This window comes from Algoriphagus sp. NBT04N3 (genome assembly GCF_019443765.1).
GTDB classification, from domain to species: Bacteria; Bacteroidota; Bacteroidia; order Cytophagales; family Cyclobacteriaceae; genus Algoriphagus; species Algoriphagus ornithinivorans.
On sequence record NZ_CP048415.1, the window covers coordinates 4,304,976 to 4,321,762 of the forward strand.

Annotated in this window: 12 protein-coding genes; 3 read left to right on the forward strand and 9 right to left on the reverse strand. The window is 39.9% G+C overall.

Going from position 1 to position 16,787, the window contains the following annotated elements; genetic code table 11:
- Positions 1-92 precede the first annotated feature (92 nt).
- The 5 genes from GYM62_RS18810 to mutY form a co-directional block, all read right to left on the reverse strand.
- Positions 93-1,571, reverse strand: a complete 1,479-nt coding sequence (locus GYM62_RS18810; protein WP_219957533.1) for a glutamate synthase subunit beta — start codon at positions 1,569-1,571, stop codon at positions 93-95.
- Position 1,572: 1 nt separating this feature from the next.
- Complete coding sequence (gene gltB / locus GYM62_RS18815) at positions 1,573-6,063, reverse strand: glutamate synthase large subunit (RefSeq protein ID WP_219957534.1); 4,491 nt, start codon at positions 6,061-6,063, stop codon at positions 1,573-1,575.
- A 386-nt stretch (positions 6,064-6,449) separates the two neighbouring features.
- Complete coding sequence (gldE, locus tag GYM62_RS18820; protein WP_219957535.1) at positions 6,450-7,799, reverse strand: gliding motility-associated protein GldE; 1,350 nt, start codon at positions 7,797-7,799, stop codon at positions 6,450-6,452.
- 67 nt (positions 7,800-7,866) lie between these two features.
- Positions 7,867-8,340 (reverse strand): single-stranded DNA-binding protein, encoded by a 474-nt coding sequence (locus tag GYM62_RS18825; protein WP_144607507.1) that lies wholly within the window; start codon positions 8,338-8,340, stop codon positions 7,867-7,869.
- A gap of 41 nt (positions 8,341-8,381) precedes the next feature.
- On the reverse strand, positions 8,382-9,452 hold the full coding sequence (gene mutY, locus GYM62_RS18830; RefSeq protein ID WP_219957536.1) for an A/G-specific adenine glycosylase: 1,071 nt from the start codon (positions 9,450-9,452) through the stop codon (positions 8,382-8,384).
- Positions 9,453-9,597: 145 nt separating this feature from the next.
- Here mutY and GYM62_RS18835 point away from each other — a divergent pair, with 145 nt between their 5' ends.
- From GYM62_RS18835 to GYM62_RS18845, 3 genes are all read left to right on the forward strand, one after another.
- Positions 9,598-9,906 (forward strand): HU family DNA-binding protein, encoded by a 309-nt coding sequence (locus GYM62_RS18835; RefSeq protein WP_091651807.1) that lies wholly within the window; start codon positions 9,598-9,600, stop codon positions 9,904-9,906.
- Positions 9,907-9,924: 18 nt separating this feature from the next.
- Positions 9,925-10,740, forward strand: coding sequence for a lipopolysaccharide assembly protein LapB (locus tag GYM62_RS18840; protein ID WP_219957537.1), 816 nt, complete (start codon positions 9,925-9,927; stop codon positions 10,738-10,740).
- Between the two features lie 186 nt (positions 10,741-10,926).
- Positions 10,927-12,498, forward strand: coding sequence for an Rne/Rng family ribonuclease (locus GYM62_RS18845; protein ID WP_219957538.1), 1,572 nt, complete (start codon positions 10,927-10,929; stop codon positions 12,496-12,498).
- Positions 12,499-12,510: 12 nt separating this feature from the next.
- Here the strand turns inward: GYM62_RS18845 and GYM62_RS18850 are convergent, their stop codons facing one another.
- From GYM62_RS18850 to GYM62_RS18865, 4 genes are read right to left on the reverse strand one after another with little or no spacing between them, the layout of a single operon-like run.
- The gene (locus tag GYM62_RS18850; RefSeq protein WP_219957539.1) at positions 12,511-13,644 is read right to left on the reverse strand and encodes a DUF4221 family protein; all 1,134 of its coding nucleotides are present in this window, start codon (positions 13,642-13,644) and stop codon (positions 12,511-12,513) included.
- A gap of 26 nt (positions 13,645-13,670) precedes the next feature.
- Positions 13,671-14,885 carry a hypothetical protein gene (locus GYM62_RS18855; RefSeq protein ID WP_219957540.1) on the reverse strand — a complete coding sequence of 405 codons (1,215 nt, stop codon included), beginning with the start codon at positions 14,883-14,885 and terminating at the stop codon, positions 13,671-13,673.
- Positions 14,886-14,916: 31 nt separating this feature from the next.
- On the reverse strand, positions 14,917-15,669 hold the full coding sequence (locus tag GYM62_RS18860; protein WP_219957541.1) for a LytTR family DNA-binding domain-containing protein: 753 nt from the start codon (positions 15,667-15,669) through the stop codon (positions 14,917-14,919).
- On the reverse strand, positions 15,666-16,733 hold the full coding sequence (locus GYM62_RS18865) for a sensor histidine kinase (RefSeq protein ID WP_219957542.1): 1,068 nt from the start codon (positions 16,731-16,733) through the stop codon (positions 15,666-15,668). Before GYM62_RS18865 ends, GYM62_RS18860 begins: the two co-directional genes overlap by 4 nt.
- Positions 16,734-16,787: the final 54 nt, after the last annotated feature.

The following is a 16,787-nucleotide window of genomic DNA, read 5'->3' on the forward strand; positions in this document are numbered from 1 at the left end:
GCTCAAAGCCATAGCTTGTGAAAGCACACTTCATGGCAAAAAAAAACACCACCCGATCGGGTGGTGTTTTTCATTAAGGTTATTAAAAACAATTACTCTGTTCCTTCCAATGATTCTTCAACCTGGAAGAAAGACTCATCTTTCTGAGGAAGGGAAGAAGCTCCCATCAAAAACTCATCAACCTTGACAGCAGCTTCTCTTCCTTCAGAAATAGCCCATACAACCAAAGACTGACCCCTTCGCATATCTCCCGAAAGAAATACTTTAGCATTGGTGCTTTGATAGTTTTTGGATTTGGGCAGTGTGTTTTCCATACTCTCTACCCCAAATGCTTCCAATAAGCCATTTTGGGCAGGTCCTGTATAACCAATAGCAATAAATGCTAGGTCGCAGGGTACAATTCGCTCCGTGCCTTCTACTTCTTCAAAATTCATCCGGCCATCTTTTTCCATCCATTCCAGATCTACCAGTTTTAGACCGGTAACTTCCCCGGCTTCATTGCCTATAAATTCCTTGGTCAAAATAGAAAATACTCTTTCGGCACCCTCTTCATGAGAACTGGATGTTTTCAGCGTCATAGGCCATTCAGGCCAAGGATTCAAAATTGTTCTCTGTTTAGGAGGCTTGGGTAAGAGCTCCAATTGTGTGATTGAGGCAGCGCCATGTCTGTTGGAGGTTCCGATACAATCACTACCGGTATCTCCTCCTCCAATCACGATCACATGTTTTCCTTTTGCTGAAATAGGGTTTTCCTCTATTTCTCCACCTACAACCTGATTCTGTTTTCCTAAAAAATCCATGGCAAAATGGACTCCTTTGAGATCAGAACCTTTAATATTCAACGCTCTGGGTTGAGCCGCTCCGGTAGATAACACTACCGCATCGAAATTTCTGAGGATATTTTCTGCTTTGATATTGAAACCTACCTCGGTGCCGCAAGAGAAAATGACTCCCTCTTGCTTCATCAAATCAATTCTTCTGTCTATCACCCATTTTTCCAATTTGAAATCTGGAATACCATATCTCAATAAACCTCCGGGCTTTGCGTCTTTTTCAAATACCGTCACCTCATGACCAGCTTGATTTAGCTGGTCTGCCGCTGCTAATCCTGCCGGGCCTGAGCCTATGACAGCTACATGCTTGTTGGTTCTCTTTTTGGGAGGGTTTGCCTGAATTAGTCCTAATTCATAGGCTTTTTCAGCGATACTCTTCTCAATGAGTTCAATGGCAACAGGATCTTTATTGATGCCCAATACGCAGCTTGCCTCGCAGGGAGCAGGGCAAATCCTCCCCGTAAATTCCGGGAAGTTGTTGGTGCTTTTCAGAATGCTGATCGCCTGGGCCCAATCCTTTTCATAGACTGCATCATTGAACTCAGGGATTACATTTCCCAATGGACAGCCATTGTGACAAAATGGTATCCCACAATCCATGCATCTCGCTGCCTGATGATTTAATTTTTCGTCAGAAAACGGCTCATATATCTCCTTGTAGTCTCCCACTCTTTCCTGTGGGTCCCGACTAATAGGGGTTTCTCTCTTAAATTGTATAAATCCTTCTTTCGCTCCCATCTTACACCAATGATTTTGATTGTTCTAATGCTCTTTTCTCCAAAACTGCCTTGTAATCTCTAGGAATCACCTTGATGAATTTGAGTTTGGATTTCTCCCAATCCTCCAGGTATTGACTTCCCAAAGCACTATTGGTCAGCTTTACATGCCTTTTCACAAAGGATTTGATGGTGTTGTAATCCTCTTCTGTCAAAGGATCAATATCCACCAATTCAGGGTTGACTTCTGTAATGTAATCATGAAGAATATAGGCTATTCCACCACTCATCCCTGCGGCAAAATTTCTTCCGATCTCACCAAGATTGACGACTAATCCTCCTGTCATATACTCACAGCCATGATCTCCGATTCCTTCCACTACAGTTTTGACACCGGAGTTTCTCACACAGAATCTTTCTCCACCTTTACCATTAATATAGGCTTCACCGGAAGTAGCTCCATAAAATGCCACATTCCCTATGATGATATTTTCTTCAGGTTTGAACTTGGCATTTCGGCTTGGATAGATTGTCAGCCTTCCTCCGGATAGTCCTTTTCCGAAGTAATCATTAGCCTCTCCTTCCAGTTCAAAGCTTACTCCCTTGGTCAAAAAGCCACCAAAAGTCTGTCCCGCAGAACCCGTAAACTTGAATTGAATGGTATCATCCGGTAATCCCACGCTTCCATAGATTTTGGAAATCTCATTGGAAAGCATAGCGCCTACTGCACGGTCTGTATTTTTGATTTGAAAGTGGCCTGAAACTGCAATCGCCTGTTCCAAGGAAGGAAGAGCTGCTTTAATAAGTTTTCTATCCAATACTTCCTTCAAATCCCAATCCTGATCGATCTGTTTGTGGATACCCACATGATCCGGCACTTCCACTCTATGGAAGATTGGTGAAAGGTCTACCTTATCCCATTTCCAATGATTCAAATGACCGGTGGATTGCAATACATGACTTTGGCCCACCATTTCGTCTATTGTCTTGAAGCCTAAAGAAGCCATGATTTCTCTCAAGTCTTGAACCAAGAAATAGAAATAATTCACTACATGATCCGGGTCACCTGTAAAGAGCTTTCTCAGTTCAGGATTTTGGGTTGCTATACCTACAGGGCAGGTGTTGAGATGACATTTTCTCATCATAATGCATCCTTCCACAACTAAAGCAGCGGTGGAAATTCCCCACTCTTCAGCACCTAAAAGCGTTGCGATGGCCAAATCTCTTCCGGTTCTCAATTGTCCATCCGTCTGAAGCACTACTCTGCTTCTCAGGTTATTTTTTACTAAGGTTTGATGCGCTTCTGACAGTCCCAGCTCCCAAGGCAATCCTGCATGTCTGATGGAAGAGAGCGGAGAGGCACCTGTACCTCCATCTGCTCCTGAAATCAAAATCACATCAGCCATGGCCTTGGCTACTCCCGCTGCCACAGTTCCTACTCCGGCTTGGGATACCAGCTTCACATTGATTCTAGCCTTTCTATTGGCATTTTTCAAATCATAAATCAACTGAGCCAAATCTTCAATTGAATAAATATCGTGATGTGGAGGAGGGGAAATGAGGCCTACCCCAGGGGTAGAATGGCGAACTTTTCCTATCCACTCGTCTACCTTGTGGCCAGGTAATTGTCCACCCTCACCAGGCTTGGCCCCCTGTGCCATTTTAATTTGGAGTTCTGCTGCATTGGTCAGGTAATTACTGGTTACTCCAAACCTTCCTGATGCCACCTGCTTGATCGCAGATCTTTCCCAATCTCCGTTTTCTTTTTTCTGGAAGCGGATTTCATCCTCCCCGCCTTCTCCCGAGTTGCTTTTAGCTCCGATACGGTTCATGGCTATTGCAAGTGTAGTATGAGCTTCATGAGAAATGGATCCAAAAGACATAGCTCCTGTTGCAAATCTTCTCATGATGCTTTCTGCTGGCTCTACTTCTTCCAGAGGTACCGAAATTCTCTTTTTGAATTCAAATAATCCTCTCAAGGTCAAAGCATCTTTAGATTGCTCGTTAATTTTATCAGCAAATTTCTTGTACAGTCCGTAATCGTTGAGTCGGGTTGACTTTTGAAGCAAATGGATGGTTTCAGGATTGAAAAGGTGTTTTTCCCCCCTTCTTTTCCATTGGTAAACACCTCCGGTTTCCAAAACAGGACTTTCTGTATGATAAGCCGCTCTATGACGGATCAACACCTCTTCCGCAAGTTCATCAAATGAAACGCCAGAGATTCTGGAGATGGTGCCTTTGAAGCATCTGTCTATGACTTCAGGTCCTAATCCAATGGCTTCGAAAATCTGAGCTCCCTGATAAGATTGAAGTGTAGAAATTCCCATTTTGGAAAGAACCTTCAATAATCCTTTTCCAATAGCCTTTTGGTAATTATAAAACAGTGTCTTTTGGTCTTTTACTTCAGGGAACATCCCTTTTTGGAACATGTCCAATAAAGATTCCAGCGCCAGATATGGATTGATCGCAGAAACCCCATAACCAATTGCTGTTGCAAAATGATGGGTTTCCCGTATGTCTCCTGATTCCAGTACCAAACCAGCTTTGGTTCTTATCTTCTTTTTAACCAAGTGATGATGCACAGCACCGATTGCCAATAAAGATGGAATTGGTGCCCATTCTTCATTGCTATTTCTGTCTGAAATGATCAGGATATTTTTCCGCTCGGCAATGGCATCCTCTGCTTCCTGACACAGCTTATCCAATGCCTCCAGTAATCTGCCCGGCTGATGGTCTGCATTGAAATGAGCAAACAACTTCTTAGCTCTATAGCCTTGGCCTTCCATATTCTGGATTTTTTCCAGAGACTCGTTGAGCAAGACAGGCTGAGAGATATGGATTTGTCGAGTATGCTGAGGGCTTTCTTCTAGTATATTGTGTCCTTCACCAATTCTAGTGAAGAGGGACATCACCATTCGCTCCCGAATCGGATCAATCGGTGGATTACTTACCTGCGCAAATAATTGTTTGAAATAATTGGCGATATGTTGGCTTTGCTTGGATAAGACAGCAAGCGGCGTGTCTGCTCCCATGGAACCGATGGCTTCTTGCCCGCTTTTACCCATAGGTCCTAGGACCACTTTCAGTTCTTCAGACGTATAGCCAAATACCGTTTGGCATTTCTTAATATTTTCTGTGGAATATGGATGACTCAAAGTTTCCGGGTCTGGCTCCAGCCTCAACTTGATCCGCTGTTCATTTACCCATTGTTCATAAGGCTGCTTTCGGCATATTTCTCCCTTGACTTCCTCATCAAAGAGTACTTTCCCTTTTTCCAAGTCGGCCCAAAGCATTCTTCCGGGACTGATTCTACCTTTTTCAGTAATTGTAGCTTCCCGAATTGGCAAAGCTCCGGCTTCTGAGGAAAGGATTAATCGTTGGTCTTTGGTGATGAAATAGCGAAGTGGTCTCAGACCATTTCTATCCAAAGTGGCGCCTACTGATTTTCCATCTGTAAACAAAAGGGCTGCAGGACCATCCCAGGGCTCCACCAAGGAGGCGTGAAATTTATAAAATGCCTTTCGGTCTCTGTCCATGACCTCATTATCCTGCCAAGCCTCAGGTACCAGCATCATCATGGCATGTGGCAAGGATCTTCCGCTCAATGTCAATAGCTCCACCATGGCATCCAAGTTGGCTGAGTCTGAGTTCAGCTTATTGGTGATAGGCATCAGTTTTTCCAGTTCTTCATCCGAGAAAAACTGAGTTTTCATCAGCGTTTCCTTGGATTTCATTTTATTCAAATTTCCTCTGATGGTGTTTATTTCACCATTGTGAGAAAGGAATCTGAATGGTTGAGCCAATCTCCAATTAGGGAATGTATTGGTGGAAAATCTTGAATGGACGATTGCAAAAGCAGATTCTATTTTACCGTTTTGTAAATCCTTGTAAAAGGGTAAAACCTGATCAGTTCTCAACTGACCTTTGTAGATTAAGGTCAAGCTACTGAAGGAGGCAAAATAGAAAGATTGGTTGACACCAGGGATCTTGGAATTGACCTCAGAAGTAGCAAAGTTTCTTAGTACATACAGTTTTCTTTCCAAAGCAATCCCGGTGAGCCCTTTTTTGTGCTTGACAAAAAGCTGCTCAATATTGGGCATAACTTCCAATGCTCCTGATCCTGGAACTGTTTCATCTACCGGAACAGGTCTATAGCCGATGAGCTCAAAATCCAGATCTTCAATAATCTGATTCAGGAGCTCTTTTGATTTTTTGAAAAGTTGCTTATTTCTAGGGAAAAATGTCATGCCTACCCCGTAGTATCCTTTTTCAGGTAGGTTGATTTCTGTCCTGGCGGTAATATCTTTTAGGAAATCATGAGGAACCTGAATTAATACACCTGCTCCGTCTCCGGTTTTAGGATCTGAACCCCGGCCACCTCGGTGCTCCATATTGCTAAGCATATATAAGGCGTCACTGATTGTTTCATGAGTGGGATTCCCAGTCAAGTCCACCACAGCGCCAATGCCGCAGGAGTCATGCTCAAATTCTGAGCGGTATAACCCTTTTTGCATATATTTCAATAGATTTAATAGGTTCAAAATTTCCAAAAAATACGAAAAAAAATCTTTTTGTTAAAATAAAGGCAATGAAACCAAGCTTTTACTGATAATTTTCTGATGAATAAGATTTTTTTTGATTATTTATTAAATAAAAAGAGGTCCTAAAAATTAATAATATCCGTTTTAAAAACAGTTTTTTTAAAAAATTGGGGTAAAAATTTAACCTATTTTGGCTTCAATTGTGTGATTTTTCTGCAAAGTGCCTGAAATCTGGTTTACGGAAAAAATAATAAAAAATTTTACAGCTTATTTTTCTCTAATAGCAACTCTTTTTTACTCAATCGATTTCGAAAGCCAAATAATATTTTGTAATACTTATTTAACTAAAAATGAGTTCGTCAGTCGATGAATGGATGAGACCCATCTTGATGCTGATCTTTCAGATGTACTTTTACCTTTTTGATTCTTCTTGCATCTACTGCCAAGATGGTAAATTCAAAATATTCAAAATGGATTTTTGTTCCGTTTTTAGGAAGCTTATTATTCAATTCTAACAAAAGTCCTCCCAAAGATTCGCTTTCACCTTTGACGTCTTCAAATATTTGAGAATCAAGATCCAGTTTTTTGCAAAAGTCATTCAAGGATATTTTTCCTTCAAATATGAAAGTGGAGGAATCGATCTCTTGAAAAAACATATCGTCCTTATCATCGAACTCATCGTTGATTTCGCCAATAATTTCCTCTATCAAATCCTCTAAAGTTACCAAGCCTGAGGTACCGCCATACTCATCTACCACGATAGCCATGTGGACTCTTTTTTGCTGGAAATCCTTTAATAGGGTATCCACTCTTTTATTTTCCGGAACGAAAAAGCTTTTTCGTATTAATTCTTTCCAGGCAAAATTTTCATCCCGCTCTATATAAGGAAGAAGATCCTTGATATATAAGATGCCTTCAATATTGTCTATGGTTTCATGATAAACCGGAATTCTGGAATAACCGCTTTTATTGATTTTATCCATCAATTCATGAAAATCCATCTCGGTATCCACAGCTGTTATTTCCATCCGGCTTCTCATCACCTGCTTTACGGATAGAGTTCCAAAGTTTACAATACCTCTTAAAATGTCCTTTTCTTCATTAGGAGCATCTTCAGTTGTAATTTCTAAGGCTTGGTTTAATTCATCAACCGAAAGTGAATAGCCTTTCTTTTCTATTTTTCTTTCGATTAGGTTACTGATTGCCATTAGAAAGAGGGAGATAGGCTTGAGGATGGTTGAGAAAAAATTGATAGTCGGGGCCATGATCAGGCTGAATTCAATTTTGGCCTTGTTGGCATATACTTTTGGTACAATTTCCCCAAAAAACACGATAGCGAAAGTGACACCAATAGTTTGTATCATGATCACCACTATGCCTGTTGCGTTCATTCCAAAAATGCTCCAGGAAACGAATGTGGTCAAGGTTACTATCGCAATGTTGATCAGGTTATTCAGAATGAGAATAGTACTGAGTAATTGTTTGGGGCTACTAAGGAGCCTGGCAACATGCTTTCCATTTTTAGTCTCTTCATCGGCAATGGACTCTAAGTCCTCATTGGAAAGAGAGAAAAAAGCCACTTCTGAGCCTGAAACTAGGGCAGAACCAAGCAACAGGAGAATAAAAAGTAAACCGTTAAATAAAAGGTACCCTACGGAGGGCTGAGTAATTTGAGTAAGTAAATACCAACTCGGGTAAGGGTCGTCCATGTACTAAACGAGATGTTTGATGCAAAATTAAACAATTCCCCTGAATATCAACTTCAGGGGAATTGAATCAAAACGGTAAATCGTCATCTTCTGTATCCGGACTCAGATCCGGTCCTTGATTTCCTCCTCCTGTGGCAGCAGGTGCCGGATTAGGTTTGGATTGGTTTGTCGGAGCTCCCATTCCCCCGCTTTCCTGCCCCTGATTTTCTTGTTTTGAGCCAAGCATGGTAAAACTTAAAACTCTGATTTTGGTCCTTTTTCTATTTTGGCCTTGATCATCCTGCCAAGTATCGGATTTGATCTTTCCTTCCACGTAGATTTGCATTCCTTTTTTCAGGTACTGCTCGGCGATTTTCGCCTGACCACCCCAAAGCTCCAAATCGTGCCATTCGGTCTGATCTACACGGTTTCCATTTCTGTCTTTGTAAGATTCAGTTGTAGCCAATCTCAAATTTGCTACTACGTTGTCTCCTTCTAAATATTTCACTTCCGGGTCTGCTCCTAAATTCCCCAAAAGGATTACTTTATTTACTCCTGCCATAGCTTCTTATTTATAATTCTAGATCTAATTTTTGAAGTTAATCAAAAGCCCTGATCGTTCAAAAAGTTCACAATCAACTTTGGCTTGGCCAAGTATTCGATTTTTTCTTCTTCAACCAGTAAAAAGCCATTGTTTTTGGCCCATTCATTGAGATGAGCGATTTTTTCTTCCGGAAATTCTACCTCCGAGAAAACAGCATTCAGTTTCTGATGTGACAAAATATGTCGGTAATTTTTTGGAAACTTGACTGGAGTCTTTGCTGCTTCCGGCAAATTGAATTCAGATTCAGAATTTTCCTTCGTTTGCTCCACATGTGGAAAATCAAATAATCCTTCCCAGATATCGCCGGAACTTCTTTTTTTCCATACCCACTTTTCTCCGCATCGGATTACATAATAGTGTAGATGTCTTTCCTTGATTTTAATCTTATTGATTTTCACCGGAAGATCCTTGACCATCTTATTATTCAAAGCAAAACAGGAGGATGATAAAGGGCAGTTGTCACAAGATGGATTGGCAGGGGTGCAATGCCTTGCCCCAAAGTCCATCATGGCTTGATTGAATTCTCCAGGATGATCAGCCGGTATTAGCTGGTCAGCTAAGGCTTCAAATTGTTTTTTGCCTTTGCCGCTGGCAATATCTGTCTCAATTCCAAAGTAGCGGGCTAGTACTCTGAATACATTTCCATCAACTACTGCCTTGACTTCTCCGAAGGCAAAACTTGCAATCGCAGAAGCAGTGTAACTTCCCACACCTTTTAATAATAGGAGTTCTTTATAGGTTTCCGGAAAATTCCCGTCTAGTTCATGCCAAACGTATTTTGCACAGCTGTGGAGGTTTCTGGCTCGGCTGTAATATCCCAGACCTTGCCAAAGGCGAAGTACTTCTTCTTCCGGGGCAAGAGCGAGATCTTTTACAGTAGGATAAGCCTCGGTGAATTTGAAATAATAAGGCATTCCTTGGGCAACTCTGGTTTGCTGGAGAATGATTTCTGAGAGCCAAATTTTGTATGGATCTTGGATTCCTCTCCAGGGAAGTTCCCTTGGATTTGCCCTGTACCAACTTAATATTTGATAGGAAAATAGTTGATTATCAGTAGCTTTGCTATTCATGTAAGGATAAAATCTTTCGTGTAAATCTGGTGAATTTTTATGGATTTGTTTTTTAATTGCATTGCATCTCGTACATTTGCAGTCCCAAAAACACTTGGTTAATAGGTCGTTAAGCTTATTTCGTAATTTCTAAATTAAAATCACAGTGACAAAAGCAGAAGTAATCACCAAGATTTCGGACAAAACCGGAATCCAGAAGGATGATGTGACACAGACCATTGAGGCGTTCTTCAAGGTAGTAAAAGACTCTATGTCTGAAGGAGAAAACATTTACGTAAGAGGTTTCGGTAGCTTTATCAACAAGAAGAGAGCTAAGAAAATTGCACGTAACATCTCCAAAAATACAGCGATCGTAATCGATGAGCACTACATCCCGGCATTCAAGCCTTCCAAAGTGTTTATTGAGAAGATCAAAAACAGCAAAAAGATCAAGGAACTAGCTCCTCAGGATTAAGTCTAAGGAGACTTTGACATGAAAAAATCACAGCTCTTTCTCATAATCATTGGTGTTGCGTCAGTAGTGGCTCTATACGCACTGCCAAAAATTGTAGTGGATAATGAGGGGCAGAATACAGTAGGTGAAAACCAAACTGAAAATTCTCCATCAACTTCTGCCAATACCATGCATGAGAATGAGCTTTCTCCTGAAAAAGAAGCTACATTAGCTCAGTTGAAAGCAAAGGCAGTCGCCGGTTCAGAAACAATTTCTGAAGACATGAGACAGCTAGCTTCTTTATATCAGGAAAAGGGGAAGTACGACAGTGCGGCTTACTTCTTGAGTTTGGCGGCAAATCAGACAAACGATTTGAGTTTGGCTGAAGAAACTGGTAATGCTTATTTCGAAGCATTCACCTTTGCGCTGGATCAGGAAAAGGTAGCCTATCTTGCCGGGCAAACCCGAGATTACCTCAATCGAGTATTGGATAATGATCCTACTCGGATGGATTTGAAATCAAAGATTGCGATGACTTATGTGTCTTCAGCCAATCCAATGCAAGGTATAGCCATGCTGAGGGAGGTTTTGGCAGAAGATCCGCAGAATGAAGATGCCATATTTAATATGGGAATCTTGTCTATGCAATCAGGTCAATATAAAAAAGCGACTGAACGATTTGAAGAATTGATTCGTTATCATCCGGATAATCTTCAGGGGCAGTTTTACTTGGCTGTCAGCTATTTCGAAGCCGATCAAAAAAACAAAGCGAAAGCTCAGTTTGAGAAAGTAAAGGGGATGACCCAGGATGCTATGATTCTGGAGAGTGTTCAGAGCTATCTTGACAGATTGTAATTAAATGTATCACTATAAATAATAAGACTATGCCTTGCGGTAAGAAAAGAAAAAGACATAAGATCGCTACGCACAAGCGTAAGAAAAGACTAAGAAAAAACAGACATAAGAAGAAGTAATACACTTCTTCTTATACCCGTTTTTTGACAAAAACACACGTTCATTTACATAGTATAAGACGAGATTTTGAGTACGGAATTGTTAATTGATTCTGCTCAAAACGGGAGTCGAATAGCCCTTTTACAAGATAAAAGCTTGGTTGAGTTGCACTCTGAAGGAGTGGACAATCAGTTTAAAGTTGGGGACATCTACCTGGGGACAGTGCGAAAAATAGTCAATGGGCTGAATGCAGCTTTCATTGATGTAGGCTACGAAAAAGATGCCTTTTTGCACTACCAGGACTTAGGTCCTAATTTCAACAGCTTAGGCAAGTTCACCAAAATGGTGCGCAACAACAACTATAGCAATTACAATCTGAAAGGCTTTCAAAACGAACCTGAGATCGATAAAATCGGCAAGATTTCAAATATTCTTTCTAAGAATAACCAAATCTTGGTTCAGGTCGTCAAAGAGCCAATCTCTACCAAAGGGCCCCGATTATCCTGTGAGCTCTCTCTTCCTGGTCGATACCTCGTATTGGTGCCATTTTCGGATTCAGTTAATGTATCCAAGAAAATCCGCAGCAGCGACGAGCGTAAAAGACTTCTGAGACTCATCAATTCTATCAAGCCAGCTAACTTCGGTGTTATCATCCGAACAGTAGCAGAAGGTCAGTCAGTTACCGAACTGGACAAAGACCTCCGAAATCTTCTCAATAATTGGGAAGAGGGCATGAAGAAATTGCTGAAAGCCAGAAGCCGAGACAAGATTATAGGAGAGATGAGTATGGCTTCCTCACTAGTGAGAGACCTACTCAATGAATCCTTCGATGCAATCACCGTAGAAGAAGAATCCACTTACGATCAGATCAGATCCTACATCAGGACAATAGCCCCTGAAAAAGAAAAAATTGTTAAGCTTTACACAGGTAAAGCCAAGCTCTTTGAAAGTTTTGGAATAGAAAAGCAGATCAAAAGCCTGTTTGGTCAGACGGTCAGCCTCCCTCAGGGAGGATATGTGATCATCGAGCATACGGAAGCCCTGCACGTCATAGACGTCAACAGCGGGAACAAGTCCAATCAGGAAAGTGACCAGGAATCTACAGCATTAAAAACCAACCTGGTAGCTGCAAAAGAAATTGCCAGACAACTCCGCCTCCGGGATATGGGAGGAATCATCGTTGTCGATTTTATCGACATGAAGAGGGCCGAGAATAAAAAGGCCATTTACGAAGCGATGAAAGATGAGTTGAAATCTGACAGATCGAAACATACTGTTTTGCCGCTGAGTAAATTTGGACTCATGCAAATCACCCGACAGCGTGTCCGGCCGGAGGTTAATATCGTGACGAAGGAAACCTGCCCGGCATGTAACGGCACAGGCAAAATCCAGGCTTCTATCCTGGTTGCTGATAAATTAGAAAAAGATTTGGACCATATTGCCACTATCCAAAACGTGGACAAAATCCAAATCGGGCTGCATCCCTACCTGCACGCATACTTTACTACCGGCATAATTAGCCGCAGAGTAAGGTGGTTTTTAAAGTATTACAAATGGATTAAACTGATCAAAGATTCTTCCCTGCCGGTGACGGAATACAGATTCCTAGATGAATCTGGAGAGGAAATAGAACTTCAAGTAAAAAGCGAGACTGAGTAAGTCTCGCTTTTTTTATGGCTTGACAAATGAAGAAAAGTCCAGGCGTCCAAACATCACTTTTTCCTCTACTTCTCCAAAACCCAAATAGTAATAATAACCATCAGGCGTAGCAAAACCCTGATAGTTATTTGGTAAATTTTCGATCTCTCCCAATTTGTTGAAGTCTTCATCTAAGACCACCATCTTTGAAATGTGAAATTGGGTAGAAGTATCTTCATTTTCTTTTAATCCGGTTATCACATGTCTCAGATATACCTTTTGAAAAGGGTCGAAAGTGATCCAAGTATACCTTGCAGAGCTGTGATCAGGTTGGAAAATAGTATACTCTCCGGATGGAACAGTTTTACCTTTTTTAAAAATCAAACTTTCCTGAGGAGATGCATCAATCCATCTGGTTTGATTGTTTTCCAGAATCATTAAACTATCCACCACAGGGAAAGAGATAATAGCCTGATTGCTTTTAGAATTATAATAATGGGAATAAGGACCCAAGTTTGGATCCTCATAAAACTCTCTCAATTTTTCAGGATACTCAAAAGAAATATATTCCCATTCCTCTGAATTCAAATTCAATCTAACCAACCAATCTTCATAGCCAATTAGTTTTTCATTCATGACATAAGGGACGTCCGAGATGATTATTTCATTCTCATAATAAGTGATTGGATTATTTGGGAAGACCGTATAATTAGAATAAAGCCTGTCAGTGGGAGTAGAAGGCAAATTCCAGGACTGGATTACTTTTCCTTCGAAATTAGCCTGATGAATTTTTCTATCTGCATCTATTACAAAAATTCCATCCTTTGTTAAGGCACGTTTATAATCAGTATCACCTAATCCGTCTGGACCTTCTCTTTGATAGAACTTTTCAAAGCCTTTGTCGCCTTCAGGATAGCGATACCCAACAAGGTGGAGTTTTCGAAAGTCTAAAAGGAATCTTCCACTATCTGTTTCAAAGTAAGCTAAGCTTGGAGAAATAGCTGCTGTGTTTAAATCCTTTGAAAGGATAAGCGTGTCTTGAATGAGATTTTCAAAACTTTCAGTAGTTAAAACCTGCGATTTTTTATCGCTACAAGCCAAAAAAATTATGAGGATAGCACCAAGCCCAAAATTTAATATTGAAAAGGATTTTTTGGTTTTTATCATAAGCAGTTAGGACGAATGGAAAATATCTAAGGTTTTAAAAACTTAAAATTTGACCAGTTTTCCAAATGCCTGAATTTTAATTTATTAGTCAAAAAATCAGGAAATACCATTACTTTCTCTACACGTAACTCATGAATTCCAGACTCAAGAGAATCTAAGTATAAAATTGTTTCAAATGATTTTTGTCCGGAGATAGAGCTTTTTAAAGGAAGCCAGTTCTTAGGATAATAGGGTTCGTCATCAATATAAATTTGATATAAGTCAGGCATAGCTTCAATTTTCCCCCAAGAAATAGAGTCGAGTTCATCCTGAAATTTCTCTCTCAATGATGCAAGAGATTTATTATCATCTACATAAAAGGGAAGTCCCAGTTTGTAGGTGGAACCCTCCATAATTTGGCTTTGGGCATAGGCTCGGGGATATCGTTTCTCCTCAGGATGTACATCCTCGAAATAGTATTCAGAAATTGGCCAATTTATATCTGTTTCGCTTAGGTTCTTTTCATTAAAGAAAAGATCAAATCCTTTTACATCATTGAGGATGATTGGAATAGATAATAGAATAACTATTAGACCATACCAAACCGTAAACCACTTTCCGATATTAGATTGATAAGTAGCCCCAACTGAACTCAGCATTGTATTAGAATACCAATTCTTAAATTTATTCTTCTTCATGGTTGCCATCAGAATCGCATATGCCATTATACTGATGAGAAAAAATGCATAGATAGCCATAAATGGCAGATTAAACAGGACTTTGATAGCGATCAGACTTCCTAGGTAAAAGGTGAAAATTAATATCAAAATGGAAATGGAAACCGGGTAAGCCAAAGTCATGGAACAAATCTTTTCCATCCTTAAAACCATTTCATCCGGATGTTGATAAGAATAGCCTTGGGCAACCTTAAATAGTTTTTCCTGATTCACTCCCTTAGGGAATGCATAACTGAGCCCTAAAAGCCCTGCCCATATAAATCTGAGGGACAACTGAACAATGAAAAATATCTTAAAAACACTTATTACAACACTTAAATAAAATAAAACTAGCGTGCTAAGTAAAAAGCCTGCTCCAAGATCCTGGACCAAATAAGCCGAGAATTCATAAATCTTTGCAGGAAAGATGAATAAAAAAGCCAAAATTAAACCCGTGATGATAATCTCTGGTTCCCAACTATTTCTTTGCAGGTTTTCCAGCCATGTCAAATCATCTTGTTTACGATTACTATCCAGTTCTGCCATTTAAAATCAATTAATTAGCTAATTATACTAATTATTGATCCAACCATTGTTTAAATTCTCCAACTTTTTCACGGCTGACAATGACATCGCTGGAATCGCAGTTTCTAAGTTTCACCTTCAGTCGGCTATTGGAATAGCTGTATACTTCTTCGACAGCTGCAATGTGACTGATATATTTTCTATTGATCCTAAAAAATTGAGAAGGATCTAACTGACTTTCTGTTTGCTCCAGTGTCTGATCGATGACATATCTTTTTCCGCTTTTGGTTTGAAGAAAAGTCACTTTTTCTTCACTGAAAAATAGGTCTACCTCCTCAATAGAAATGCTTTGGATTTTTTCCCCAAACCTTACTAAAAATCTACTCTTGAAGTTTTGTGTTTGCGGCTTTAATAAGTCCTTGATTAAGGCCAGATCTAAGCTCGGTTTTATTTGCTGAGATTTAAACTTATCCACAGCTCTGTTTAAATCCTCAGGGTCTATGGGTTTTAGCAGGTAATCCACCGCATTTACCTGGAATGCTTTGATGGCAAACTGGTCATAGGCAGTGGTAAAGATGACGGGTGTGGATAACTTAACTTTTTCAAAGATTTCAAAGCTGATTCCATCTGCCAATTGGATGTCACAAAAGATTAAATCAGGATGTGGATAAGTCTGTAGCCATTCTACCGAAGATTTGATACTATCTAAGTTTCCATGAAAGTCGGCATCCTGGAAATGTGGCTTCAATAGCTTGAGAAGCCGATTTGCTGCTGGATTTTCATCTTCAATAATTAAGATATTCATGCCTCAATTTTTAATAAAGGAAGGATTACCAAGAATTCTTCTTCATTTTGAATCACCTCTGGTTTACGATTACTCAAAAGTTCATATCGCAGGTTGATATTATTCAATCCAACTCCTGTAGAAGGCTCTTCCTTTGTTTTTTTGGGCTGAAACGTATTACTTATCCACACTTCATTTTCTTTTTGGATTATGTGGATAAATAGGGGAAGCTCCTTGCTGATGATATTGTGCTTTACTGCATTTTCCAAAATAAGTTGCAGTGACAAGGGAGGTATCCAATGGCTGTTTTCATCGAATGTTTTGATAGAAAATTGGAGACTTTCTTCAAATCTTATTTTTTGTAAGTCCAGATAATTTCTCGCAAAATCTAGTTCCTTTTTTAAGCTCACCAATTCTTCATTCTGTACTTCCAAAACATATCGATAAATCCTGGAAAGCTTTTGAATAAATTCTGCTGATTTATCTGCGTCTTCATAAACCAAGTTTGAAAGAACGTTCAAGGAGTTAAATAGGAAATGAGGATTGAGTTGATCTTTCAGTCCTTGATATTGGGAAGCCAATTTTTCGGACTTCAATTTTTCTGCTTCAATTGCGGATTTTCTCCATTCTCCAAGCCAAGACCAAGTGGTGAATATGGACATGAAAACCAATGCAATTAGCATAGGCGTTGTGGTATATTGAAAAAGCTCTTTCCAAGGTATATTATCTATAAATATTTGCCTTGAAAGTAGAGCATAAATGACAATTACTATATAGCTCGCTATAAAAGAATATGCCATGTAGGTGGCAATAGTAAGAATGACACGTTTGATTGGATATTGAATCCATGACATCCTTTTGTCAAAGAAAGAATCAACCTGATTCCCGCCGAAACTCAAAACTGAGGAAAATATAAATGCGGCTATAAAATCCGGAAAAAGTGATTTGATCCCCTCCCAAGTCAGGAAACATGTGGGACAAAAAATTACTATGAGAATCGAAGCAATGATCAAATTGACCCCAATAAACTTCGGAAAGCTTTCCCAGATACTGGTTTCTTTTTCGCATTGATTGGGGTTAGTCATTCGGCTCATTGGTTCAAGATAGTTAAAAAGGCAGATTTTTGAATTATTCAATTA